This is a genomic window from Pseudomonas atacamensis (genome assembly GCF_017167965.1).
In the GTDB taxonomy this organism is placed as follows: domain Bacteria; phylum Pseudomonadota; class Gammaproteobacteria; order Pseudomonadales; family Pseudomonadaceae; genus Aquipseudomonas; species Aquipseudomonas atacamensis.
Genome location: NZ_CP070503.1, coordinates 18,706 through 43,346 on the forward strand (window position 1 = coordinate 18,706; position 24,641 = coordinate 43,346).

Below are 24,641 nucleotides of genomic sequence, written 5' to 3' on the forward strand. Positions count from 1 at the left end.
AATTAATACAAGGTGTGCGCAAAGTCAGAACCCGCTCTGCAGAAATGTGGTCGAATAATCGACAGCAGCTTCAGCGCACACCCGTGCGCGCTGCCTCAAGGAGCTTCATCGATGAAACGTATTGGCTTGGCGATCCTTTGCAGTGCACTGGCCACGACCGCTATCGCAGCCCCCAAAAAATGCGAGGAGCTTAGAAAGGAGATCGAGATCAAGATCCAGGCGAAGGCGATCCCAACGTACACCCTGGAAATCATCACGGCGGAAGAGGCGAAGCAGCACGACTCAGCCATGATCGTCGGCACTTGCGAGAACGGTACCAAGCGCATCATCTACCAGAAAAACGACAGCTGAAGCGCTAGATGATGCAGTGGAACTCGCGGTCTTCAGCAACGATCTCGCGCTTGGCATTGTACAAACGCGCGCTCGGCGTAAACGCCAGCGAGCGGCCTTCCAAGAGATAACGCTGGCCGGCCTCGAAGTGGTCATAGCGGATCGTCAGATAACACAAACGCTCCACCGGGCCGGTGAGCAGACTGCCACCGCCGCCAAACACTTCGAAGTCGAAACGCACCCGCAACTCATGGCTACCGGGCGTCACCTGGAAGAAACGCCCGTCGTTCAAGCGCTGGTTGTCGAGACGCTCGGCCATCAGCAACTTGCCGCCGGGGCTTGGCGTAGAGAAGTCGACCCAGGCCATGTGCGGGTCAACCGGTGGCAATGGCGTCTGACAACCGGCGACTAGACCGACAACGAGCAACAGCAGCAAGGTACGCATGATGGATATCCGCAGATTCGAATAGCCAGCATAGCGCCGATCAACTGCTCTGACAGCCCGCCGGCGTGCCCTGACCGACAACCTTGCGCTGTTCGTCATAAAGCTTGGCCCAAGGCCGGAAGCCGATACTGCCCGCCTGCAGCTGATAGCGCTGGCCGGCGGTGAAGTCCTTGAATTTCACGCTCAACTGGCAATCGCGCCACAGCGGTTCGGCAGTCGGGCCGATGTTGGTGGCCTCGACCGGGAATTGATAGCGCACCTTCAGCTCATGGCTGCCGGGCTGCACTTCGAAATAACGTTTGTCGACAGCCTGTGTGGCATCGACTTGTACGGCTTGCAGCGCCGTGTCGTGTTGACGAGCGTCAAGATCGATCCAGGCTTGCGAAGGGTCGGGGTCGGGCATTCCGAATCCGGCACAACCGGCCAGCGTCAGCAGGCCTCCTGTCAGCATCAACATGCGCATAGCGGTGCTCCTTGAGGCGGGATAGTCTTGGGGCAGACTTTCCGGGGAATTTCTTATTTTGATCAGGCCGTTTTCCAGCCTTGGGTTACTTGATCGCGTTTTTCCGATTTTGTTTCCGGGTGTGTTGTTTTTGTTGCTCAACGGTTGCACCAGCGTCAGCTATTACAGCCAGTTGGCCAGCGGCCAACTGCAATTACTGCGCGCACGGGAGCCGGTCGAAAAAGTCATTGCCGACCCCAGCCGCGATGCCAGATTGCGCGCGCATCTGGCTCAATCACAAAAGGCCCGCACGTTCGCCAGCGAGCATCTGCACTTGCCGGACAACCAGAGCTATCGTCTGTACGCCGACATCGGTCGCCCGTTCGTGGTGTGGAACGTGTTCGCCACCGCAGAGTTTTCCCTGACCCCGCACAATCACTGCTTCCCGATTGCCGGCTGCGTGGCCTATCGCGGCTACTACAGCCAGAGCGCCGCCCGTGGCGAAGCGGCGCTTCAGCGCTTGCAGGGCATGGACGTGTCGATCGGCGGGGTCGAGGCGTACTCGACGCTCGGCTGGTTCAATGACCCGATTCTCAATTCGATGATGGGCTGGGGCGACGAACGGCTGGCCACGTTGATCTTTCATGAACTGGCGCACCAGAAGTTCTATGTGAAGGACGACACTGAATTCAACGAGTCTTTCGCCACCTTCGTCGAGCAGGAAGGCACGCGGCAATGGCGCGCGTTCCGCGGGCTGCCGGCGGAGTCGGATGCGAGGCTCAAGCAGCGTGACCAGTTCATCGGTCTGGTACTCGACACGCGCTCACGGCTGGAGACGCTGTATGCGCAGCCGCTGTCGGTTGAGCAGATGCGTGAGCGCAAAGCAGCTGAATTCGAGCGCTTGCGCCGGGAGTATCGGGTCATGCGCGACAGTCAGTGGGCTGGGGACAAGCGCTATGACGCCTGGGTCAATGCGCCACTGAACAACGCGCGGTTGTTGCCGTTCGGGCTGTATGACCAGTGGGTGCCGGCGTTTGCGGCGGTGTTCAGGCAGGTGGGTGAGGATTGGTTGAGGTTTTATGCCGAGGTCGAGCGGTTGGGACGGTTGCCGGTTGATGAGCGTAAGGCGGCTTTGAGGGCCTTGGCAGTTCCTGAGTCCTCCAGCGGCTGAACGGGCCTCATCGCTGGCAAGCCAGCTCCCACAGGGACAGCGGTGAGCCTGAAGAATCGCTATCCTGTGGGAGCTGGCTTGCCGGCGATAACCATCTGCTCAGCGCTGCAAAAACGCCTGATGTAACTCGTCCAAGGTTTCAAAGTGATAAGCCGGCGCCTCGGCATTCAGTTCTTCAAAACTGCCGAACCCATAGCCCACCGCCGCCGCATCCAGGCCATTGCTGCGCGCGCCGATCAGGTCGTGCTTGCGATCGCCGATCATCAGGGTCTGCGCGGGGTCCAGGCGTTCTTCCTCAAGCAAGTGCGCAATCAGCTCAACCTTGTTGGTCCGCGTGCCATCCAGTTCGCTGCCGTAGATCACTTTGAAGTGGCGGGCGAAGTCGAAGTGCCGGGCGATCTCGCGGGCGAACACCCACGGTTTGGAGGTGGCGATGTACAACTGCCGCCCCTGCCCGCTCAAGGTTTCCAGCAACGGCGTGACCCCGTCGAACACCCGATTCTCGTAGAGCCCGGTGACCTTGAAGCGCTCGCGATAGAAATTCACCGCTTCCCAGGCCTTGGCCTCGTCGAAGTCGTAGAACTGCATGAACGCTTGCAGCAGCGGCGGGCCGATGAAGTGTTCCAGTTTGCTCAGATCCGGTTCGTCGATGCCGAGATTGGCCAAGGCAAATTGAATTGAGCGGGTGATGCCCTCACGCGGGTCGGTCAGGGTGCCATCGAGGTCGAACAGTACAGTCTGGTAATGCATGGAAATTCCCGAGCAGGTGTAAGGCGATTCAGAGCTGGTCGTAGCCTTCGGCCAGATGCAGGTCCTTGAGCTTGACGTAGTTCGCCGCGCTGTACGTAAAGAAGGCGTTTTCCTTATCGGTCAGCGGGCGCACTTGCTTGACCGGGCTGCCGACATACAGGAAGCCGCTCTGCAGGCGCTTGCCCGGCGGCACCAGGCTGCCGGCGCCGATGATCACGTCGTCCTCGACCACGGCACCGTCCATGACGATGCTGCCCATGCCGATCAACACGCGGCTGCCAACGGTGCAGCCGTGCAGCATGACCTTGTGGGCGATGGTCACGTCATCGCCGATCAGCAATGGAAAACCGTCCGGGTTGAACGGGCCGGCGTGGGTGATGTGCAGCACGCAGCCATCCTGCACGCTGGTGCGCGCACCGATGCGGATGCGGTGCATGTCGCCACGGATCACCGTCAGCGGCCAGACCGAGCTGTCTGCGCCAATTTCGACGTCGCCGATCACCACCGCCGAACCGTCGACGAATGCGCCGTTGCTCAGGCGGGGGGTGTGATTCTGGTATTTGCGAAGGGACACGATTAGTTCTCTCTCTGTCGCCGATAGCTGCGGTGAGTGTCGATTGTAATTAAGATGGGCGCATGTTTCTTCCAGCCAAGGTGCCAACCGTGAGCGTGAACAACCCTCTTTTGCAGTCCTACGACCTGCCGCCGTTCTCCACGATCCGTGCCGAACACGTCCTGCCCGCCATCGAAACCATCCTCGCGGACAACCGCGCCGCCATCGCCGAAATCCTCAAGACCCAGGGCAAGAACCCGACCTGGGCCGGTCTGGTGCTGGCGATGGACGAACTCAATGATCGTCTCGGTGCGGCGTGGAGCCCGGTCAGCCATCTTAACGCCGTGTGCAACAGCGCCGAATTGCGCGAAGCCTACGAGTCGTGCCTGCCGGCCCTGAGCGCCTACTCCACCGAAATGGGCCAGAACCGCGAACTGTTCCAGGCGTATGAAGCGTTGGCCAACAGTCCGGAAGCTGCCAGTTTCGACGTCGCGCAAAAAACCATTCTGGAACACGCCCTGCGCGATTTCCGTCTGTCGGGTATCGATCTGCCGGAAGCCGAGCAGAAACGTTACGCCGAAGTGCAGAGCAAACTGTCCGAGCTCGGAAGCCGCTTCTCCAACCAGTTGCTCGATGCCACGCAGGCGTGGACCAAGCACATTACCGACGAAGCCGCCCTTGCCGGCCTGACCGATTCGGCCAAGGCGCAGATGGCTGCCGCAGCCCAGGCCAAAGGCCTCGACGGCTGGCTGATCACCCTGGAATTCCCCAGCTATTACGCGGTGATGACCTACGCGCAAGACCGTGCGCTGCGCGAAGAAGTCTACGCCGCCTACTGCACCCGTGCCTCGGATCAAGGCCCGAATGCTGGCCAGAACGACAACGGTCCGGTGATGGAAGAGATCCTCGCCCTGCGTCAGGAACTGGCCCGACTGCTGGGTTTCGCCAGTTTCGCCGAACTGAGTCTGGCGACGAAAATGGCCGAATCCAGCGATCAGGTGCTGAGCTTCCTGCGCGATCTGGCCCAACGCAGCAAGCCGTTCGCCGCGCAGGATCTGCAACAGCTGCGCGCTTACGCTGCCGAACAGGGCTGCGCCGATCTGCAAAGCTGGGACAGCGGTTTCTACGGTGAAAAACTTCGCGAGCAACGCTACAGCGTCGCTCAGGAAACCCTGCGAGCCTACTTCCCGATCGACAAAGTCCTCAGCGGCCTGTTCGCCATCGTCCAGCGTTTGTACGGCATCGAGATCGCCGAGCAGAAAGGCTTCGACACTTGGCACCCGGACGTCCGCCTGTTCGAGATCAAGGAAAACGGCCAGCACGTCGGCCGCTTCTTCTTCGACCTGTATGCCCGCGCCAACAAGCGTGGCGGCGCGTGGATGGATGGCGCCCGCGACCGTCGTCGCACCGTCGACGGAGTGCTGCAAAGCCCGGTCGCCAATCTGGTGTGCAACTTCACCCCGGCCGACAGCGGCAAGCCTGCGCTGCTGACCCATGATGAAGTGACCACCCTGTTCCACGAGTTCGGCCACGGCCTGCATCACCTGCTGACCCGCGTCGAACACGCTGGCGTATCCGGCATCAACGGCGTGGCCTGGGACGCGGTCGAGCTGCCGAGCCAGTTCATGGAAAACTGGTGCTGGGAGCCGGAAGGCCTGGCGCTGATTTCCGGCCACTACGAGACCGGCGAGCCACTGCCGCAGGATCTGCTGGAAAAAATGCTCGCGGCGAAGAACTTCCAGTCCGGCCTGATGATGGTGCGTCAGCTGGAGTTTTCGCTGTTCGACTTCGAACTGCATGCCACCCATGGCGATGGCCGTAGCGTGGCGCAAGTGCTCGAGGGCGTGCGTGACGAGGTGTCGGTGATGCGTCCACCGGCTTACAACCGCTTCCCCAACAGCTTTGCGCACATCTTCGCTGGTGGTTACGCGGCGGGTTACTACAGCTACAAGTGGGCTGAAGTGCTGTCCGCCGACGCCTTCTCGAAATTCGAGGAAGACGGCGTGCTCAACGCCGACACCGGTCGGGCGTTCCGCGAGGCGATTCTGGCGCGCGGCGGCTCGCAGGCACCGATGGTGCTGTTCGTCGACTTCCGTGGCCGTGAGCCGTCGATCGACGCGCTGTTGCGCCACAGCGGCCTGAGTGAGGACGCGGCAGCATGAGCGACGGCCCTGTGATCACCAAGAAGCGCTTTATCGCCGGTGCGGTCTGCCCGGCGTGCAGCGAGCCGGACAAGTTGATGATGTGGAACGAAGACGGCGTGCCGCACCGCGAATGCGTGGCTTGCGGCTACTCCGACACCCTCAACGAGCAGGGCCTGTCGGTGCCCAAAGAACTGGGCACGCGGGTCAATACCAGTGCGCTGAAGCCTGCCGCCGACAAAAAGGTCCAGGCCGTGCAGTTCTTCCCCAACCCCAAGTTGAAGAAAAAGCCCGACGAGCAACAGTGACAACTACCGCCACCTGCCGATGATCGTCGTCAGGTGGCGGTAACTATCTACCACCTCGCCCCGCGCTTCGTGATTAGGCTGGTCAATCCAGCCCTCTCTCACGGAAGACGCCATGCCTGACACCAACCCACTCCTGCAACAATGGCAGTTGCCGCCCTGGTCGGCGATACGCGCCGAACATCTGCTGCCGGCAGTCGAGCGCATCGTTGCCGACAACCAGCTGATCATCGAAAACGTCATCGCCACTCAAGTCGATCATCCCAACTGGGACGACGTGGTCATTGCCATTGATGAAGCCGATGCACGCCTGAATGAAACCATGGCGATTATCGAATTCCTTTCGGTCAGACATGCCGATGATCCCGAGTGGTTGGCGCAGGAAGCGCTCAGCACCCACGCTGCACAGCATTACAAGGCTGCGAAGGCCGGCAATCGACAGTTGCTCCAGGTTTATCAACGATTGGCACAGAGCTCCATAGCCGCCAGCTTCAGTGATGCACGCAAAGCCTCGCTGGCGAAAATCCTGCGCAGGTTCCACCTGGCCGGCAGCGAATTGTCGAGTGCGCAGCGCACGGATCTGACGCGATTGAACGGCGAAATCGATCTGCTGGAAAAGCGCTTCATGAGCAATCTCAGATCGGTCAACGCGGCATGGAGCAAGGACATCGACGATGCAGCGCTGTTGGCAGGACTGTCGGCCGAAACGCAGGCGCATCTGGCCGCCAATGCCAACAAGGCCGGCCTGTCCGGGTGGCGGCTGACCCTCGATCAGAACACTTACGATCAGGTCATGAAGCGGGCGCGGCACCGCGGTTTACGTGAAGAGTGTTTCAAAGCCTGGTGCACCCGCGCTTCGGATCAGGGGCCATACGCCGGCCGCTTCGACAACGGACCGGTGCTGCACAAGCTGCTGGCGGCGCGTCATGCCAAAGCCCGGCTGTTGGGTTTCGACAACTTCGCTCAGCTGCGACTGCTCGACCGCATGGCCGTGGATACTGACCAGGTCCGCCGTTTTCTGCAGCAGCAGATCGCTCTCAATGCAGCGGCGCTTGCGCGCGAAACCGATGACCTGCAAGCCTCTGCACGCCAGTATGGTATTGATCAGATAGAAGCGTGGGATCACGACTTCCTCGCCGAGCAATTGCGCTTGAAGCAGTTGGGCGGCGAGGAGCAGGACCTGCGCCTGTTTTTTCCGCTGGACGCCATACTGCAGAGCCTGTGCCGCTTCAGTGAGCACATGTTCGGCATCAGGATCAGCGAAAATATTCGCCTGGAGACTTTCAACGAAAACGTGCGCCTGTTCGAAGTCAGCGAGCATGAGCGGGCGGTCGGCTTCATCTACATCGACCCGTTCCACCGCGCCGCTGGCGCCGACTACGCCTGGACAGGTGTACTGCGCAACCGACGGATCAATGCGGAAGGCCGGCCATCACTGCCGATAGCCTCGCTTCAATGCAATTACACGGCCGCCGCCGACGGGCTGAATCTGCTGGCACATCAGGATCTGCGCGTGCTGCTGCACGAATTCGGCCATTGCCTGCATCACGTGCTGACACATTCGCCGCACTACAATCTTTCCGGCATTTCGCAACTGAGCCGCGACGCTGCGGAGTTTGTCGGGCAGCTGTTCGAGAAATGGGCGCTATCCGGGCAATTCCTGCGCTGGCTGGGTACGCATCATCAGAGCGGTGAGCGCCTGTCGGAAACGCAGGCCGACGCCGCGTTTTCCACCACCGACATCCAGCGCAGCCGAGAGACGGCGATGCTGCTGCTGAGCGCGCTGTTCGACTTCGAACTGCATTGCAGTCACGGCGACGGTCGCACTGTTCAACAAGTGATGGCGGATGTGCAAAGCGCATTCCCGGGCCTGCATATTCCAGCCTACTGCCGCTTCGCCAACAGCTGCGATTATCTGGTCACCGGTTACGAGGCTTCGCTTTACGCCTACAAATGGTCGGGTGTGCTGGCGAGCGAGGCATTCAAACGCTTCGAACGTGAAGGTCTGTTCAATGAACAGACGGGCCGGGATCTGCGCAAACACCTGCTGTCGGGAGACAGACAGTCACTCCCCGCCGCGCTGCAAGCGTTCTTGGGTAAACCGATCGACAGTGCGCTGTTTCCTGCGCCAGCCGATTGAGCTGATCAACGCTGGACGTGCGCCGAGTCGAACCAGCTCTTCATCGAACACATGGCGAATGCACTGGTGCTGCATTCGCCATTGATCAGGGCTTCGTGCAACCGATCGACATCGGCCTGCATCACGTAGCGCACGCTGTCGTGGAAATGCTGACTGTCACCAAAACCGCCCTCGGTCATTTCCTTGAGCGCCTGCTCTTTGCTCCAGCCCTGCACCACCACGCGGTACATCGCCGCCATCAGACCGGTGCGGTCAGAACCGTGCTTGCAGTGCATGAGCACCGGGCCGTCGGCTTCGGCGGACTGAATCGCGCGCAGAGCCTTGAGCACATCGCTGTCGTCGACGTGGTTGGTGCGATACGGCAGCTGCACTTGCTTGATGCCCGACGCGGAGAGCCAGTCGCTATCAGCATCAGGCAGGAAGTTGATTACGGTAACGACATGCAGATCGTTCAACAGCGGCACCGCGCTGACGCTGGGCAAGGCGCTGCGATACAGCGTCGGTGACATGCGGAACAGGTTGAACTGCGCCTCAACCGGCTGTGCCCACTCGGCCGGGCGAGATGCCGTGGCGTCGGCCGCCCGGGCGGCAATGCCATGCAACAGGGCAACAAGCGAAAAACATAACGCGGGGAAAAAGCGCACTCGAGACATGCTGGGCTGACCGTTTCGGCAATCTTCATGGGAGGAATTGCAGCTTCGCTCTTGAGCGGTCAACGCGCCGTGAGCCGGTCGTCAAAGAAACGTGAATCGTCGCTTCGCCGGGCTTTTTTCCAGGAAAACGGTTTTTCTTGATGCTTAGCCTGCTACCATTTGTCACATGATGTTGCAGACGTGGCGCCCTTTTTCGGGACAGACCCTCGTCATCGCGACGCAAAATTCCTCGAGCTGCTCGCAGAAGCGGCTGACTTCTATGCCTGATGAGGTGCCCCCATGTCTGATCAAGATCGAGACAACCCGCGGCGTGAGTTCTTGCGCAAATCCCTGACCCTGATTCCGGTGGTCACGCTTGCCGGTACCGGCCTGGGCAGCAGCGTGCTGCAAGCCGCACCTGAAAGCACACCTGCGCCGGCCGCAGCAAAACCGGCCGCGGCTGGCGCCGGTGATTATCAGCCGAGCTTTTTCACCGCCGAAGAATGGGCGTTCATCAACGCCGCCGTCGCCCAGTTGATCCCCAACGATGCGCAAGGCCCGGGTGCGCTTGAAGCCGGCGTGCCGGAATACATCGACCGCCAGATGAACACGCCGTACGCCGCCGGTGCCCTGTGGTACATGCAAGGCCCGTTCAATGCCGACGCTGCGCCGGAGATGGGCTGGCAAAGCAAACTGGTGCCCAAAGACATCTATCGCCTCGGCATCGCCGCCACGGATCAGTGGGTAAAAGGTCTTAACGGTAAAACATTTGCCGAGCAAGACAGCGCTACCCGAGACGATTTGCTCAAGCAACTCGAAGCCGGCAAGCCGCAGTTCGATGCGGTGCCGGCGAAGATTTTCTTCAATCTGCTGCTGCAAAACACCAAGGAGGGTTTCTTCTGCGACCCGATCCACGGTGGCAATAAAGGCATGGTCGGCTGGACCATGATCGGTTTCCCCGGCGCCCGCGCCGATTTCATGGATTGGGTGGAACGCAACGAGCAATACCCCTTCCCGGCAGTGTCGATTCGCGGCGAGAGGGCGTAAGCATGGCAACGGTATTGAAGAAGGTTGATGCAGTCATCGTCGGTTTCGGCTGGACGGGCGCCATCATGGCCAAAGAGCTGACCGAAGCGGGTCTGAACGTGCTGGCGCTGGAGCGCGGGCCGATGCAGGACACCTACCCCGACGGCAACTATCCGCAGGTGATCGACGAACTCACCTACAGCGTGCGGAAAAAGCTCTTTCAGGACATCTCCAAAGAGACGGTGACCATTCGCCACAGCGTCAACGATATCGCCCTGCCCAACCGCCAGTTGGGCGCGTTCCTGCCGGGGAACGGCGTCGGCGGCGCCGGGCTGCACTGGTCGGGCGTGCACTTTCGTGTCGACCCGATCGAGTTGCGCATGCGCAGCCACTATGAAGAACGCTACGGCAAAAGCTTCATCCCCAAGGACATGACCATCCAGGATTTCGGCGTCAGCTATGAAGAGCTGGAACCGTTTTTTGACTTCGCGGAAAAAGTCTTCGGCACCTCCGGCCAAGCCTGGACCGTGAAAGGCCAATTGGTCGGCCAGGGCAAGGGCGGCAACCCATACGCGGCGGATCGCTCCAACCCGTTCCCGCTTGAAGCGCAGAAGAACACCGTATCCGCACAGCTGTTCGGCAAAGCGGCTACAGAAGTCGGTTACAAACCCTACAACCTGCCTTCGGCAAATACCTCTGGGCCATACACCAATCCCTACGGCGCACAAATGGGGCCGTGCAACTTTTGCGGATTCTGCAGCGGCTACGTCTGCTACATGTATTCCAAGGCTTCGCCGAACGTGAACATTCTGCCAGCGCTCAAGCCCCTGCCGAATTTCGAGCTGCGGCCCAACTCTCATGTGCTGCGGGTCAACCTCGACAGCAGTAAGTCCAAAGCCACCGGCGTCACCTACATCGACGGCCAGGGCCGCGAGATCGAGCAGCCGGCGGACCTGGTGATCCTCGGCGCGTTCCAGCTGCACAACGTGCGTCTGATGCTGCTCTCCGGGATCGGCAAACCCTACGACCCGATCAGCGGCGAAGGCGTGGTCGGGCGTAACTTCGCCTACCAGAACATGGCGACCATCAAGGCCTTCTTCGACAAGGACACCCACACCAACAACTTCATCGGCGCCGGCGGCAACGGCGTGGCGGTGGACGATTTCAACGCCGACAACTTCGACCATGGCCCGCACGGCTTCGTCGGCGGCTCGCCGATGTGGGTCAACCAGGCCGGCAGTCGACCGATTGCCGGTACTTCCAACCCGCCGGGCACTCCGGCCTGGGGCAGCGCGTGGAAACGCGCCACCGCCGATTACTACACCCACCAAGTGTCGATGGACGCCCACGGCGCGCACCAGTCCTACCGTGGCAACTACCTCGATCTCGATCCGGTGTACCGCGACGCCTACGGCCTGCCGCTGCTGCGCATGACCTTCGACTGGCAGGAAAACGACATCAAGATGAACCGCTTCATGGTCGAGAAAATGGGCAAGATCGCCCAAGCCATGGGCCCGAAAGCCATTGCGGTGATCGGCAAGCAGGTCGGCGACCACTTCAACACCGCCTCGTACCAGACCACCCACCTCAACGGTGGCGCAATCATGGGTACCGATCCGAAGACCAGCGCGCTGAACCGCTATTTGCAGAGCTGGGACGTGCACAACGTGTTCGTCCCGGGCGCCTCGGCGTTCCCGCAGGGCCTGGGCTACAACCCGACCGGACTGGTGGCGGCGCTGACCTACTGGTCGGCGAAAGCGATCCGCGAGCAATACCTGAAAAACCCCGGCCCGCTGGTGCAGGCTTAAGGAGCGATGACCATGAAAACTTTCGTTATCGCCACCCTCGCCCTGCTCGGCAGCACTGCAATTTATGCGGCCGATGTTGATCAAAATCTGATCAAGCAAGGTGAATACCTCGCCCGCGCCGGTGACTGCGTGGCCTGCCACACGGCCAAGGGCGGCAAGCCGTTCGCCGGCGGCCTGCCGATGGAGACGCCGATCGGCACGATCTACTCGACCAACATCACCCCGGATAAAACCGGCCTGGGCGATTACAGCTTCGAGGACTTCGACCAGGCCGTGCGCCACGGTGTGGCCAAAAACGGCAGCACGTTGTACCCGGCAATGCCTTATCCGTCCTACGCGCGGGTCAACCAGGCCGACATGCAAGCGCTGTATGCGTATTTCATGCACGGCGTCGAACCGGTGGCGCAGGAGAACAAGGCCAGCGACATTCCGTGGCCGTTGAGCATGCGCTGGCCGTTGATGGGCTGGCGCTGGCTGTTCGCGCCGAAGGTCGAGGATTATCAGGCCACGTCGGCCGATCCGGTGATCGATCGTGGCGCATACCTGGTCGAAGGCCTCGGCCACTGCGGCGCCTGTCACACCCCGCGTGCGCTGACCATGCAGGAAAAATCCCTGAGCGCGGCGGACGGCAGCGAATTCCTCGCCGGCAGTGCGCCGCTGGAAGGCTGGATCGCCAAGAGCCTGCGCGGCGATCACAAGGATGGCCTCGGCAGCTGGAGCGAAGAACAAATGGTGCAGTTCCTCAAGACCGGGCGCAGTGATCGCAGCGCAGTGTTCGGCGGCATGAGCGATGTGGTCACCCACAGCATGCAGTACATGAGCGACGCCGACCTCACCGCGATTGCCCGCTATCTCAAATCACTGCCGGCCAATGACCCAGCGGATCAGCCGCATCAGTACGACGAGAAAGTGGCCAAAGCGCTGTGGAACGGTGACGACAGCCAACGCGGCGCGTCGGTGTACATCGACAACTGCGCGGCCTGCCACCGGACCGATGGCCATGGCTACACCCGGGTGTTCCCGGCGCTGGCGGGTAATCCGGTGCTGCAAACCGACGATCCGACCTCGCTCATCCACATCGTGCTCAAGGGCGGGACTTTGCCGGCAACGCACAACGCGCCATCGACCTTCACCATGCCCGGTTTCGCCTGGCGCCTGTCGGATCAGGAAGTCGCGGATGTGGTGAGCTTCATTCGTGGCAGCTGGGGCAACAAGGGTGCGCCGGTGAAAGCTGCCGATGTTGCCGAGTTGCGTACGGAGGATATGAAGCAGACCTCCGGTGACGATCTTGGGCAGCTCACCTCGCATAACTGAGCGAAATGTGTCGACAGACCGCTGGCACGACATGACTCGCATGTTGAGTCAGCGGTGTTCATCGAGTCGACTTCAGACCTCTGAACTGCACAAACGCATCCGCCAACTGCAAGTACAGTCTCTTGTCATGGTTATCGATATCGCCATCCCCGTCGCTATCGATAACCTCTTCGGAAAGGAGGTCATAGCGATCGTTTGCCTGCGCTGAAGAGGCAAATAGCGCGTAGTCGTAGTCCATCATTTCGGTGGCGTTATCGCCGTAATGATAAAAAACAACCTCGGGACTTCCGTCGCGTTCCATGTCTGCAATTTCAAGCAAAATTCTGATTGGCATCACATTCAATCCATTCCGGTTGGCAAGCCACTATTGGTCATCCGGCTTTAACGTAAGACGGCGCTTGCCACCACGTCTACTGTCATATCTGACAGGGTGTATGTGCACACAGTTGTAGGAACGTCGGTTACGATCAGAAATTGCCTTGGATGCTGCCCCCCTCGCCGAACGTAGCGGACATGAACAACCACAACTAACCACTCGCCCGAAGGCACTAGCCAGATGAGGATCGCCCCGATACTGTGCGTATATACAGTATCGAGGCGTTTTCATGTCTACTCCATTGCCACCTCGCGGTCGCGGCACCGCAACCAACCCGCACAACCGTTTTGCGCCGAGTCGTTCAGTGGCCGAGGACGATGGCTGGTATCAGGAAGTGCCAGAGACGCAAAACACCGAAGTGATCATCGAGAAGGCCAAATCGATCATCAGCCGCAACACCTCGCCGGATCTGCCCTTCGACCGTTCGGTAAATCCCTATCGCGGCTGCGAACACGGCTGCATCTATTGCTACGCACGGCCCAGCCACGCCTATTGGGACATGTCGCCGGGCCTGGATTTCGAAACCCGGCTGATTGCCAAGACCAATGCCGCCCAGGTCCTCGAGGAACAACTGAGCAAACCCGGCTATCAATGTGCGCCGATCAATCTCGGCTCCAATACCGACCCGTATCAGCCCATCGAGCGCGAATACAAAATCACCCGTCAGACCCTGGAAGTGCTGCTGCGTTACCGGCATCCGGTGACCATTGTCACCAAAGGTTCACTGATTCTGCGCGATCTCGATTTGCTCACGGAGTTGGCGCAGCAACGGCTGGTGTCGGTGATGATCAGCCTGACCACACTGGACGATGAACTCAAACGCACCCTCGAACCGCGCGCCGCCGCGCCCAAGGCACGCCTGCGCGCGATCCGGGTGATGCGCGAAGCAGGCATTCCGGTCGGCGTGCTGTGTTCGCCGATGATTCCGATGATCAATGACAGCGAAATCGAAAGCCTGCTCACCGAGGCCCACGCTGCCGGTGCGCAAAGCGCTGCCTACATGATGCTGCGCCTGCCGCTGGAAGTCGCTCCGCTGTTCGAGGAGTGGTTGCAGGCGCACTATCCGCAACGTGCCGCCCATGTGCTGAGCCTGATCCGCCAGAGTCGCGGCGGCGAACTCTACGACAGCCGTTTCGGTGCGCGGATGCGCGGCGAAGGACCGTTTGCCGACCTGCTCGCACAAAGATTTGCCAAGGCCATCAAAAAGCTTGGCCTGAACAAACGCGAGGGCTATAACCTCGACTGCTCGGCCTTCTGTCCGCCGGGTCGCCAGATGTCGTTGATTTAGCGACAATTGGCTTTGGGTTGACGGGTTGGAATCCTTCCGCCGAAACACGCCGGTCACGTTTTTTGTGACCTGGAACACACGTTCTAGAGCGTTTGATTCAGTTTCAGTTAAGTTTCGGCGGCTACCTTGTTCATCGAGTGACTGACGGGTCGGGATGACCCGGATGGTTTAAACAGCCACTGGCTTCATACCGGAATACCGGGGAAGACTCCCTGAATCCGCACAAGAGGATGAATCATGAGTGACAAGGATAAACAGTCGTTGGCTGCCTCGGCGCAAAGCCCTGAAGCACAATCCGCCGATGCAGCACTGCGACAGATCGTTGATGGCTTTTTACGCTTTCACCATGACGTTTTTCCGCAGCAGGAAGAATTGTTCAAGAAGCTCGCCACCGCTCAGGCGCCCAAGGCGATGTTCATCACCTGCGCCGACTCGCGCATCGTTCCCGAGCTGATCACCCAGAGCTCGCCGGGCGATCTGTTCGTTACCCGTAACGTCGGCAACGTGGTGCCGCCCTACGGTCAGATGAACGGCGGCGTCTCCACCGCGATCGAATACGCGGTACTGGCGCTGGGCGTGCAACACATCATCATTTGCGGCCACTCCGATTGCGGCGCCATGCGCGCGGTACTCAACCCCGACAGCCTGGAAAAAATGCCGACGGTCAAAGCCTGGCTGCGCCACGCTGAAGTCGCGAAAACCATGGTGCACGACAACTGCAACTGCACCGACGAAAAAGACAGCATGCCGATCCTCACCGAGGAAAACGTCATCGCCCAACTGCAGCACTTGCGTACCCATCCTTCGGTAGCCTCGCGCATGGCGAACGGTCATCTGTTCATCCATGGCTGGGTCTACAACATCGAAACCAGCGAAATCAAAGCTTACGACGCGGACCAGGGTCGTTTCCTGCCTCTCGACGGCAGCCATCCGATTCCTGTGGCGACGCCCAAAGCGCGCTTCTAAATCTTCCCAACAATCTGTGTGGTATGACGCCGGCCGCTGATTCAGCGGTCCGGCCTCGCCACGCCTGAAGAAAACTTCGGGAGAATCGCCATGCGTGCGGCTCAATTGAAAGCTGTGTTGCCACGGGAGCTGCTCGCCTCCGTGGTTGTGTTTCTGGTCGCCCTGCCGCTGTGCATGGGTATCGCGATTGCCTCAGGGCTGCCGCCGGCCAAGGGCCTGATCACCGGCATCATCGGCGGTCTGGTGGTCGGTTGGCTGGCGGGCTCGCCGTTGCAGGTCAGCGGTCCGGCGGCGGGTCTGGCGGTGCTGGTTTTCGAGCTGGTGCGCCAGCATGGCGTCGAGATGCTCGGGCCGATCCTGCTGCTCGCCGGATTTCTGCAACTGGTCGCCGGGCGACTGAAGCTTGGCTGCTGGTTTCGGGTCACGGCGCCAGCGGTGGTCTACGGCATGCTCGCGGGCATTGGCGTGTTGATTGTGCTCTCGCAAATCCATGTGATGCTCGATGCCAAGCCGCAGCCTTCCGGGCTCGACAACCTCACGGCGTTCCCGGCGGCCGTAGCGCAAGCCTTGCCGTCGTTCGGCTGGCAGGCGGGTCTGCTCGGCTTGTCGACGATTGCGGTGATGTGGCTGTGGGAAAAATTCCGCCCGCATTCGCTGCGCTTCATTCCCGGCGCATTGCTCGGTGTAGGTCTGGCGACGGTGGCGAGCCTGATGCTGGCGTTGCAGGTCAAGCGCGTCGAGGTACCGGCGAACCTGGCCGAGGCGATCGATTGGCTCAAGCCGGCCGACCTGATGAATCTGGCCGACCCGACGCTGCTGATAGCCGCGTTCGCCGTGGCGTTTATCGCCAGTGCCGAAACCCTGTTGTCCGCCGCGGCGGTGGACCGCATGCACAGCGGCGTGCGTTCGGACTTCGACCGTGAACTGTCGGCGCAAGGTGTCGGCAACATGCTCTGCGGTCTGGTCGGCGCGCTGCCGATGACCGGGGTGATCGTGCGCAGTTCGGCCAACGTCCAGGCCGGTGCGACCACGCGCTACTCGACGATTTTCCATGGCCTGTGGCTGCTGGCATTCGTGCTGTTACTGTCGAGCGTGCTGCAAAGCATTCCGGTGGCGAGCCTGGCGGGCGTGCTGGTGTATACCGGCTTCAAACTGGTCGACCTGAAAGCCTTCCGTGGTCTGGGTCGGTACGGGCGGATGCCGATGTTCACCTACGCCGCTACAGCGTTGGCGATCATCTTCACTGACCTGCTCACCGGTGTGCTGATCGGCTTCGGCCTGACCATGTTGAAGCTGGCATTCAAGGCTTCGCGCCTGAAGATCAGCCTGATCGATTTGCCGCAGGACGGCGAGATGGAATTGCGTCTGGTCGGTGCAGCGACGTTCCTCAAAGTGCCGGCGCTGACTCAAGTGCTGGGCAGCATTCCCCACGGTACGACGGTGCATGTGCCGCTGAACAACCTGAGCTACATCGACCATTCGTGTCTCGAGTTGCTTGAGGAATGGGGCCGGGCGAATGCGGCGAAGGGGTCGAAGCTGTTGATCGAATCGCGTGGGTTGAAGCGACGGCTTGAGGGGCGGGTTCGGACCAATACCGGGATTGGCTCAGCCGCTTAAATCTCCGGGTTGACTCGACCCCTGTAGGAGCTGCCGCAGGCTGCGATCTTTTGATCGTGATTTTTAAAAACAACATCAAAAGATCGCAGCCTGCGGCAGCTCCTACATTGGATTGTGTATGACTCAGGCAGCAGGCTGATCCAGCTCAAGCCCCACACCCAACCGGCGGCTCATGCACGGCCAGCGCTTCCACGCCGCGCCAGTGTCCGGGCTGCTGAGTTTTTCGCGGTAGGCTTCTACCGATTCCAGGGCAAAACTTTCCTCGTTGAGCATCTCGTCGATCGCGTGATGCACCGCTTCGTCCAGTTGGTTGGCAAATTCCTCACCGATCAATTGGTGAGCAATCAGGTTGGCGACCGTCATGTCCAAGGGGATCAATGGCTGGCCGAAGTGCTTGATGTACAGGTCGTTGACCTCTTCGACAAAGCGGTGTGCCAGATAGGCCTCGTCGAGCAGGCTGTCCAGGCCGACGTGCCCAGCCATGATCGCCGGCGGCTGGAGGAAATACTGCTCGGCGATTTTCAGCACCGGTTTGATCTGCGATTCGATGCCTGCTTCCCTGGCGACTTCATTGGCTGCATCCAGCAGGTCCGGTACTTCATCGATGTAGGCGGCGACAAAACGCGTCAGCACGCCCTGGGCGTCGGCTTCCGGCAACTGGATCGCCGGGTGCAGGTGAGGCAGCTTGCTTTCCAGCTGACGGGTCAGCAGGCCGGTGTCTTTTTCGTGCTGTTGGGCTTTTTGGATCTGCTCGCGCAATGCGGCGGTGTTCATGAAAACTCCAGGAAACAAGGCAATGAAATAGGGAAGACATAACTTAGCTGGCTTACGAAAAACGCTAAGACGCATTTGTCATAATTATTTCATCCTTGATGCAGCTGCGTTATATCCATTCGCCACCACTCGTCTGCATCCTTCTCCATTCGGGCACTTGAACGCAAGCGCCGGGTGTCTCAGCTCATTTACGCGCTCAGGTTGCAATTCCCGGGCGCTGTCTATACTCGCCAATGAATGGAGTTAGCTGATGACGCCCGACTGCACCCGCAGCAAGGCCCGGCGATTCAAGTTCGTAGTCTGATGCAGCCGCTCCCTTGCCGCAGGCGATACGCCGGCGGGATAACAAGAACGATAAGGGGAACCCGCAATGATGCGACATCCACATGTCTGGATGAGCCTCCTGTTGTGGTCGATTTTCAGCCCGGCCAACGCGGCATGGACTGTGAATATGGCGCCTGGAGCGACTGAAATCAGTCACGCAGTATTCGACCTGCACATGACCATTTTCTGGATCTGTGTGGTGATCGGGATCATCGTCTTCGGCGCCATGTTCTGGTCGATGATGGTGCACCGCCGCTCTACCGGCCAGGTCGCGGCCAAATTCCACGAAAGCACCGGCGTTGAGATCATGTGGACCATCGTGCCGCTGCTGATCCTGGTGGCCATGGCCGTCCCCGCCACCGCGACGCTGATCAAGATGTACGACACCAGCGAGCCGGACATCGATATCCAGATCACCGGTTATCAGTGGAAGTGGCACTACAAATACCTGGGCCAGGACGTCGAGTTCTTCAGCAACCTGGCCACCCCCGCCGAACAGATTCACAACAAAGAAGCCAAGGGCGAGCACTACCTGCTCGAAGTCGACAAGCCGCTGGTGCTGCCGATCGGCGCCAAGGTGCGCTTTCTGGTGACCTCGGCTGACGTCATTCACTCATGGTGGGTGCCGGCGTTTGCGGTCAAGCGCGATGCGATTCCCGGGTTCGTCAATGAGGCCTGGACGCGCATCGACAAGCCTGGCCTCTACCGTGGCCAGTGCGCCGAATTGTGCGGCAAGGACCACGGCTTCATGCCGATCGTGGTCGAGGTCAAGGAACAGGCCGACTACGAAAAATGGCTCGCCGAGCGCAAGGCCGAGGCCGCGCAACTCAAAGAACTGACCAGCAAGGAATGGACCCTCGACGAGCTCAAGGAGCGCGGCGACAAGGTTTACCACACCACTTGCGTGGCCTGTCACCAGGCCGAAGGCCAAGGCCTGCCGCCGATGTTCCCGGCGCTCAAGGGCTCGAAAATCGCCACCGGGCCGATCAAGGATCACCTGAGCATCGTCTACCACGGCAAACCCGGCACCGCCATGGCGGCGTTCGGCAAACAGCTGTCGGAAGTCGATATCGCAGCGGTCGTGACTTACGAACGTAACGCCTGGGGCAACAACAAGGGCGACATGGTCACGCCAAAAGAAGTGCTGGAGCTGAAACAGGCGGAAAGCAAATGAGCCGGTCAATTGCGTATTCAGTGAACCGGTCGGGGCAGCGCGCCCCGGCCTGCCCCGTCCACTTTCGTGAAGGAGACCGGCCATGAGCGCTGTCATCGATGACCACGGTCACGCCGACCACGCCCACGGCCCCGCCAAAGGCCTGATGCGCTGGGTGCTGACCACCAACCACAAGGACATCGGCACGCTGTACCTGTGGTTTGCCTTCTGCATGTTCCTGCTCGGCGGCTCGTTCGCCATGGTCATTCGCGCTGAGCTGTTCCAGCCCGGCCTGCAGATCGTGCAGCCGGAATTCTTCAACCAGATGACCACCATGCACGGTCTGGTCATGGTGTTCGGTGCAGTGATGCCGGCCTTCGTCGGCCTCGCCAACTGGATGATTCCGCTGATGGTCGGCGCGCCGGACATGGCCCTGCCACGGATGAACAACTTCAGCTTCTGGCTGTTGCCGGCGGCGTTTCTGCTGCTGGTGTCGACGTTGTTCACCCCGGGCGGCGGACCGAATTTCGGCTGGACCTTCTACGCGCCGCTGTCCACCACCTACGCACCGGAGAGCGTGACGTTCTTCATCTTCGCCATCCACTTGATGGGCATCAGTTCGATCATGGGCGCGATCAACGTGGTCGCGACCATCCTCAACCTGCGCGCGCCCGGCATGACCCTGATGAAAATGCCACTGTTCGTCTGGACCTGGCTGATCACCGCGTTTCTGCTGATCGCAGTGATGCCGGTGCTCGCCGGCTGCGTGACGATGATGCTCATGGACATCCACTTCGGCACCAGTTTCTTCAGTGCTGCCGGCGGCGGTGACCCGGTGCTGTTCCAGCATGTGTTCTGGTTCTTCGGCCACCCCGAGGTGTACATCATGATCCTGCCGGCGTTCGGCGCGGTCAGCCAGATCATCCCGACCTTCGCGCGCAAGCCGCTGTTCGGCTACACCTCGATGGTCTACGCCACGGCGAGTATCGCGTTCCTGTCGTTCATCGTCTGGGCGCACCACATGTTCGTGGTCGGCATTCCGCTGGTGGGCGAGTTGTTCTTCATGTACGCGACCATGCTGATCGCCGTACCTACGGGTGTGAAAGTGTTCAACTGGGCCAGCACCATGTGGCAGGGCTCGATGACCTTCGAGACGCCGATGCTGTTTGCCGTGGCGTTCGTCATTCTGTTCTCGATCGGTGGTTTTTCCGGGCTGATGCTGGCGATCGCCCCGGCGGACTTCCAGTACCAGGACACCTATTTCGTCGTCGCGCACTTCCACTATGTGCTGGTGCCCGGGGCGATCTTCGGCATCTTCGCCTCGGCCTATTACTGGCTGCCGAAGTGGACCGGGCACATGTACGACGAAACCCTCGGCAAGCTGCATTTCTGGCTGTCGTTCGTGGGCATGAACCTGACCTTCTTCCCGATGCACTTCGTCGGTCTTGCGGGGATGCCGCGACGGATTCCGGATTACAACTTGCAGTTCGCCGACTTCAACATGGTCTCGTCGATCGGCGCATTCATGTTCGGCGCCACGCAGATTTTCTTCCTGTTCATCGTCATCAAAACCATCCGTGGCGGCGAACCGGCCCCGGCCAAACCATGGGACGGTGCCGAAGGGCTGGAGTGGAGCGTGCCGTCACCGGCGCCGTATCACACCTTCACCACGCCGCCGGAAGTGAAATGAACACCTCCTGTTTTTTGCAATGTGTGCAGAGGCACAGATCCCCAGTGGATGCTCACAGATCTCCTGTGGATGTACACAGATCCCTTGTGGGGAGGGGATTTATCCCCGTTGGGCTGCGCAGCAGCCCCAAAACCTGCAATCGAAATTCATCAGGTAGACCGTGTGCGCTGGATTCAGGGCCGCTTCGCAGCCCAACGGGGATGAATCCCCTCACCACAAAAGCTTCACCGGCCACCAGGGAACACGAGGGAGGCATGAATCATGGCTGACTCGATCTCGCTGAAGAAACTCGTCACCCGCCTGCTGCTGGTGGTAGTGGCGATGTTCGTCTTCGGTTTCGCCCTGGTGCCGATCTATGACGTGATGTGCAAAGCCTTCGGCATCAACGGCAAGACCGGCGGCCAGTACGCGGGCGAGCAAGTGGTCGACACCTCGCGCCAGGTGCGCGTGCAGTTTCTCTCGACCAACACCGCCGACATGCCGTGGGACTTTTACCCGAAACACGACGAGCTGACCGCCAATCCCGGCGCGGTGAACGAGATGGTCTTCATCGCGCGCAATCCCACCGACAAACCGATGAGCGCGCAAGCGGTGCCGAGCATCGCGCCGAGCAACGCGGCGGCGTTTTTCCACAAGACCGAATGCTTTTGCTTTACCCAGCAGGTGCTGCAACCCGGTGAACAGATCGAGATGCCGGTGCGTTTCATCGTTGACCGCGACATGCCCAAGGAAGTGAAGCACCTGACGCTGTCCTACACGCTGTTCGATATCACCGCCCGACATCCGCCGGTGGCTGTTAACACTGGCGGTTGAGCGTGGCCGATAAGGAGAACAATAAATGGCAACTCATGAGCATTATTACGTCCCGGCCCAGAGCAAATGGCCGATCATCGCCACGCTCGGGATGTTCGTCACCGTCTACGGCCTCGCCACCTGGTTCAACGATCTCAAGGCCGCACGCCCGGATTCCCACGGCCCGCTGATCTTTTTCGTCGGCGGCCTGCTGCTGGCGTACATGCTGTTCGGCTGGTTCGGTGCGGTGATCAAGGAAAGTCGCGCGGGGTTGTACAGCCCACAACTGGACCGTTCGTTCCGCTGGGGCATGAGCTGGTTCATCTTTTCCGAGGTGATGTTTTTCGTCGCCTTCTTCGGCGCGCTCTTCTATATCCGCGTCGTTTCCGCGCCCGGGCTGGCCGGCGAAGGCAGCAAGGGCCTGTCGGAAATGCTCTGGCCGAACTTCGAATATGTCTGGCCGTTGCTGAACAACCCCGACCCGAAACTGTTCCCACCGCCCAAGGATGTCATCAGCCCTTGGGGCCTGCCGCTGCTCAACACGATCCTGCTGGTCAGCTCCAGCGTGACCATCACCATCGCCCACCATGCGCTGAAGAAAGGCCATCGCGGCGCGCTGAAACTGTGGCTGGCGATCACCGTACTGCTGGGCGTCGCGTTCCTCGGTTTCCAGGCCGAGGAATACATCCACGCCTACCAAGAGCTGGGCCTGACCCTCGGCTCGGGCATCTACGGCGCGACGTTCTTCATGCTTACCGGGTTCCACGGCGCCCACGTGACCATCGGCACCATCATTCTGTTCGTGATGCTGATGCGCATCATGAAAGGCCACTTCGACAACGAGCACCAGTTCGGTTTCGAAGCGGCGAGCTGGTATTGGCATTTCGTCGACGTGGTGTGGATCGGCTTGTTCTTCTTCGTCTATGTGCTTTGACGGCAGCTGCAAGCTTCAAGCGGCAAGCTTCAAGTCAAAGCGGGATGGCCTCTAACTTGTAGCTTGCCGCTTGAAGCTTGCCGCTCGCGTCTACCACGGCACGTGGGACACCAACTGGCCGCTGTAGAAACCCCAGGCCATCAGGCCGACAGTGACCACGGCCAGTGCCACCCGAACACTCAAGGCGATGACCAGGCGATTGGAGCTGCTGTCGTCCTTGACCAGGAAAAACAGGCCGCTGAACAGGCTGACGACCGTGGCAATCAGCATCAGGACGATCGCTGCTTTGAACATGGCAAGACTCCGGGGGACAGGCGATGCACTTGAGTATAGCGATCGCGATGACTGACTTTATGGCGCGCCCATGAAGCGCTTTCGCCCGGGCGTGATTCCCACTGTCGTGGTGGCGCTGTTGCTGCCGCTGATGGTTGCGCTGGGCTTCTGGCAACTGGGCCGGGGCGCGGAGAAAACCGCGCTGCTGGCCAGTTATGCCGAACGTCGCGTGGCCGAACCGCTGTCCAGCAGTGAACTGCTTGGCAGCGCCGACCCGGCTTACCGCCGCGTGCGCCTGCACGGCCAGTTCGATCCGGCCCACACCCTGTTGCTGGACAACCGCCAGCGTGGCGGCAAGGTCGGCGTCGAATTGCTGCAACCGTTTCAGGACCAACGCAGCGGCCTCTGGCTGCTGGTCAATCGCGGCTGGCTGCCATGGCCCGATCGGCGCGTGCCGCCGCAATTCACGACACCGGCCGAGGCGCTGACGCTCGACGCCTGGGTCTATGTCGCCCCCGGCGCAACGTTCCAGTTGCACGCCGATCCGGTCAGCCATGTCTGGCCGCAAACCATTACCGCCGTCGAGCCGGGCAAATTGTGGCAAACCCTGGAGCGCGACGGCTTCGCCTACGAATTACGCGCCGAACCCGGCCCGGCCAGCTACCAGACCGATTGGCCGGTAGTCGCGATGGGCCCGGAAAAACACCTCGGCTACGCCGTGCAATGGTTCGCCATGGCCACGGCCCTGCTCGGTCTTTACCTCTATTTCGGCTGGCACCACGCAAAGGAGAAACGCCATGGGAAGCGTCATGAATCCACCCAGCATGTCTGAGGCCAAACCCGTTCCCAGCCGCCGGCGCGGGCGCATTCAATTGTTGCTGATCGTGCTTGGCGTGGTCGGGCCGATGCTGCTCGCCACCGGCATGTACAAATTGCAGTTCTGGGTGCCGGAAGGACGCAGCTACCACGGCGAGCTGATCGGCAACGGCCAGACCCGCGCCGACCTCGGCGTGCAGGCCGATGAGCAGCGCTGGCAGATTCTGGTCACAGCGCCGAAGGATTGTGCCGTCGATTGCCAGCAACTGGTTTATCTGGCGCGGCAGATCCAGATCAGCCTCGGCCGCGAAGCCGGGCGCGCCAGCCACGCCCTCGCCGCCGCGCAACCACTGAGCGCTGATTACGCCGCAAAACTCGACCGTGAATATCCGCAGTTGCAGCGCTATCCGCTGGATGCCGGGGTGTTCGCCAGGACCACCGGCGACAAAGCCGTGCCGCAGCTGTGGATCGTCGACCCGCACGGCAATCTGGTGCTGCGTTACGAGCCGAATGTGAAGGGCAAGGATCTGCTTAACGACCTGCGGCATCTGCTGAAACTGTCGAACATCGGATGAGGGCAT

At 60.6% G+C, this 24,641-nt stretch carries 25 protein-coding genes; 17 read left to right on the top strand and 8 right to left on the bottom strand.

Annotated elements, in window-relative coordinates:
• The first annotated feature begins 111 nt into the window (after positions 1–111).
• Positions 112–351 (top strand): DUF1161 domain-containing protein, encoded by a 240-nt coding sequence (locus JWU58_RS00105; protein WP_206421294.1) that lies wholly within the window; start codon positions 112–114, stop codon positions 349–351.
• A gap of 4 nt (positions 352–355) precedes the next feature.
• Here JWU58_RS00105 and JWU58_RS00110 read toward each other — a convergent pair whose 3' ends face one another.
• Together JWU58_RS00110 and JWU58_RS00115 are read right to left on the bottom strand one after the other, a co-directional pair.
• Positions 356–775 (bottom strand): PA0061/PA0062 family lipoprotein, encoded by a 420-nt coding sequence (locus tag JWU58_RS00110; RefSeq protein ID WP_125917046.1) that lies wholly within the window; start codon positions 773–775, stop codon positions 356–358.
• A gap of 40 nt (positions 776–815) precedes the next feature.
• Complete coding sequence (locus tag JWU58_RS00115; RefSeq protein WP_206421295.1) at positions 816–1,238, bottom strand: PA0061/PA0062 family lipoprotein; 423 nt, start codon at positions 1,236–1,238, stop codon at positions 816–818.
• Positions 1,239–1,296: 58 nt separating this feature from the next.
• On the opposite strand from JWU58_RS00115, the gene JWU58_RS00120 reads away from it, so the two are divergent.
• Positions 1,297–2,388, top strand: coding sequence for an aminopeptidase (locus JWU58_RS00120; protein WP_206421296.1), 1,092 nt, complete (start codon positions 1,297–1,299; stop codon positions 2,386–2,388).
• A gap of 99 nt (positions 2,389–2,487) precedes the next feature.
• Here the strand turns inward: JWU58_RS00120 and JWU58_RS00125 are convergent, their stop codons facing one another.
• Both JWU58_RS00125 and JWU58_RS00130 read right to left on the bottom strand, forming a co-directional pair.
• Positions 2,488–3,138 (bottom strand): HAD family hydrolase, encoded by a 651-nt coding sequence (locus tag JWU58_RS00125; protein ID WP_024015022.1) that lies wholly within the window; start codon positions 3,136–3,138, stop codon positions 2,488–2,490.
• Between the two features lie 28 nt (positions 3,139–3,166).
• Complete coding sequence (locus tag JWU58_RS00130; protein WP_016772314.1) at positions 3,167–3,712, bottom strand: gamma carbonic anhydrase family protein; 546 nt, start codon at positions 3,710–3,712, stop codon at positions 3,167–3,169.
• A gap of 62 nt (positions 3,713–3,774) precedes the next feature.
• Here JWU58_RS00130 and prlC point away from each other — a divergent pair, with 62 nt between their 5' ends.
• The 3 genes from prlC (at position 3,775) to JWU58_RS00145 (ending at position 8,277) form a co-directional block, all read left to right on the top strand.
• Positions 3,775–5,853, top strand: a complete 2,079-nt coding sequence (gene prlC, locus JWU58_RS00135; RefSeq protein ID WP_206421297.1) for an oligopeptidase A — start codon at positions 3,775–3,777, stop codon at positions 5,851–5,853.
• Positions 5,850–6,140: a YheV family putative zinc ribbon protein gene (locus JWU58_RS00140; RefSeq protein WP_016772316.1), complete on the top strand. Its 291-nt coding sequence runs from the start codon at positions 5,850–5,852 to the stop codon at positions 6,138–6,140. Before prlC ends, JWU58_RS00140 begins: the two co-directional genes overlap by 4 nt.
• Before the next feature lie 112 nt (positions 6,141–6,252).
• Positions 6,253–8,277: a M3 family metallopeptidase gene (locus tag JWU58_RS00145; protein WP_206421298.1), complete on the top strand. Its 2,025-nt coding sequence runs from the start codon at positions 6,253–6,255 to the stop codon at positions 8,275–8,277.
• A gap of 5 nt (positions 8,278–8,282) precedes the next feature.
• On the opposite strand, the gene JWU58_RS00150 is transcribed toward JWU58_RS00145, so the two are convergent.
• Positions 8,283–8,930 carry a phosphatase domain-containing protein gene (locus JWU58_RS00150; protein WP_206421299.1) on the bottom strand — a complete coding sequence of 216 codons (648 nt, stop codon included), beginning with the start codon at positions 8,928–8,930 and terminating at the stop codon, positions 8,283–8,285.
• A gap of 279 nt (positions 8,931–9,209) precedes the next feature.
• On the opposite strand from JWU58_RS00150, the gene JWU58_RS00155 reads away from it, so the two are divergent.
• The 3 genes from JWU58_RS00155 to JWU58_RS00165 are packed head-to-tail and all read left to right on the top strand — an operon-like array spanning position 9,210 to position 13,057.
• Entirely contained in the window at positions 9,210–9,956 is a 747-nt protein-coding gene (locus JWU58_RS00155) for a gluconate 2-dehydrogenase subunit 3 family protein (RefSeq protein ID WP_206421300.1), read from the top strand.
• Between the two features lie 2 nt (positions 9,957–9,958).
• Positions 9,959–11,743, top strand: coding sequence for a GMC family oxidoreductase (locus JWU58_RS00160; RefSeq protein ID WP_130888816.1), 1,785 nt, complete (start codon positions 9,959–9,961; stop codon positions 11,741–11,743).
• A gap of 12 nt (positions 11,744–11,755) precedes the next feature.
• A complete protein-coding gene (locus JWU58_RS00165; RefSeq protein ID WP_206421301.1) occupies positions 11,756–13,057 on the top strand; it encodes a c-type cytochrome in 1,302 nt (433 codons plus the stop codon).
• Positions 13,058–13,115: 58 nt separating this feature from the next.
• Here JWU58_RS00165 and JWU58_RS00170 read toward each other — a convergent pair whose 3' ends face one another.
• Positions 13,116–13,391 carry a hypothetical protein gene (locus JWU58_RS00170; RefSeq protein WP_110644694.1) on the bottom strand — a complete coding sequence of 92 codons (276 nt, stop codon included), beginning with the start codon at positions 13,389–13,391 and terminating at the stop codon, positions 13,116–13,118.
• A gap of 271 nt (positions 13,392–13,662) precedes the next feature.
• Between JWU58_RS00170 and JWU58_RS00175 the strand changes: the two genes are divergently transcribed.
• The 3 genes from JWU58_RS00175 to JWU58_RS00185 all read left to right on the top strand — a co-directional run bounded on the left by JWU58_RS00175 (position 13,663) and on the right by JWU58_RS00185 (position 17,304).
• Positions 13,663–14,721, top strand: coding sequence for a PA0069 family radical SAM protein (locus JWU58_RS00175; protein ID WP_206421302.1), 1,059 nt, complete (start codon positions 13,663–13,665; stop codon positions 14,719–14,721).
• A 237-nt stretch (positions 14,722–14,958) separates the two neighbouring features.
• Positions 14,959–15,687: a carbonic anhydrase gene (locus JWU58_RS00180; protein WP_016772323.1), complete on the top strand. Its 729-nt coding sequence runs from the start codon at positions 14,959–14,961 to the stop codon at positions 15,685–15,687.
• A 90-nt stretch (positions 15,688–15,777) separates the two neighbouring features.
• On the top strand, positions 15,778–17,304 hold the full coding sequence (locus tag JWU58_RS00185; protein ID WP_122612893.1) for a SulP family inorganic anion transporter: 1,527 nt from the start codon (positions 15,778–15,780) through the stop codon (positions 17,302–17,304).
• Positions 17,305–17,427: 123 nt separating this feature from the next.
• Here the strand turns inward: JWU58_RS00185 and JWU58_RS00190 are convergent, their stop codons facing one another.
• On the bottom strand, positions 17,428–18,078 hold the full coding sequence (locus JWU58_RS00190) for a hypothetical protein (RefSeq protein ID WP_024015006.1): 651 nt from the start codon (positions 18,076–18,078) through the stop codon (positions 17,428–17,430).
• A 370-nt stretch (positions 18,079–18,448) separates the two neighbouring features.
• On the opposite strand from JWU58_RS00190, the gene coxB reads away from it, so the two are divergent.
• From coxB to JWU58_RS00210, 4 genes are all read left to right on the top strand, one after another.
• Entirely contained in the window at positions 18,449–19,576 is a 1,128-nt protein-coding gene (gene coxB / locus JWU58_RS00195; protein ID WP_206421303.1) for a cytochrome c oxidase subunit II, read from the top strand.
• An 82-nt stretch (positions 19,577–19,658) separates the two neighbouring features.
• Positions 19,659–21,245: a cytochrome c oxidase subunit I gene (gene ctaD, locus JWU58_RS00200; protein WP_042609004.1), complete on the top strand. Its 1,587-nt coding sequence runs from the start codon at positions 19,659–19,661 to the stop codon at positions 21,243–21,245.
• Positions 21,246–21,506: 261 nt separating this feature from the next.
• Entirely contained in the window at positions 21,507–22,058 is a 552-nt protein-coding gene (locus tag JWU58_RS00205; protein WP_016772328.1) for a cytochrome c oxidase assembly protein, read from the top strand.
• A gap of 25 nt (positions 22,059–22,083) precedes the next feature.
• Entirely contained in the window at positions 22,084–22,971 is an 888-nt protein-coding gene (locus tag JWU58_RS00210) for a cytochrome c oxidase subunit 3 (protein WP_024015002.1), read from the top strand.
• A gap of 90 nt (positions 22,972–23,061) precedes the next feature.
• Here JWU58_RS00210 and JWU58_RS00215 read toward each other — a convergent pair whose 3' ends face one another.
• Positions 23,062–23,265, bottom strand: coding sequence for a twin transmembrane helix small protein (locus JWU58_RS00215; RefSeq protein ID WP_024015001.1), 204 nt, complete (start codon positions 23,263–23,265; stop codon positions 23,062–23,064).
• Positions 23,266–23,335: 70 nt separating this feature from the next.
• Here JWU58_RS00215 and JWU58_RS00220 point away from each other — a divergent pair, with 70 nt between their 5' ends.
• Together JWU58_RS00220 and JWU58_RS00225 are read left to right on the top strand one after the other, a co-directional pair.
• Positions 23,336–24,076, top strand: coding sequence for an SURF1 family protein (locus tag JWU58_RS00220; RefSeq protein WP_110599623.1), 741 nt, complete (start codon positions 23,336–23,338; stop codon positions 24,074–24,076).
• Positions 24,042–24,635: a hypothetical protein gene (locus tag JWU58_RS00225; protein ID WP_038861173.1), complete on the top strand. Its 594-nt coding sequence runs from the start codon at positions 24,042–24,044 to the stop codon at positions 24,633–24,635. Before JWU58_RS00220 ends, JWU58_RS00225 begins: the two co-directional genes overlap by 35 nt.
• The last annotated feature ends 6 nt before the right edge of the window (positions 24,636–24,641 follow it).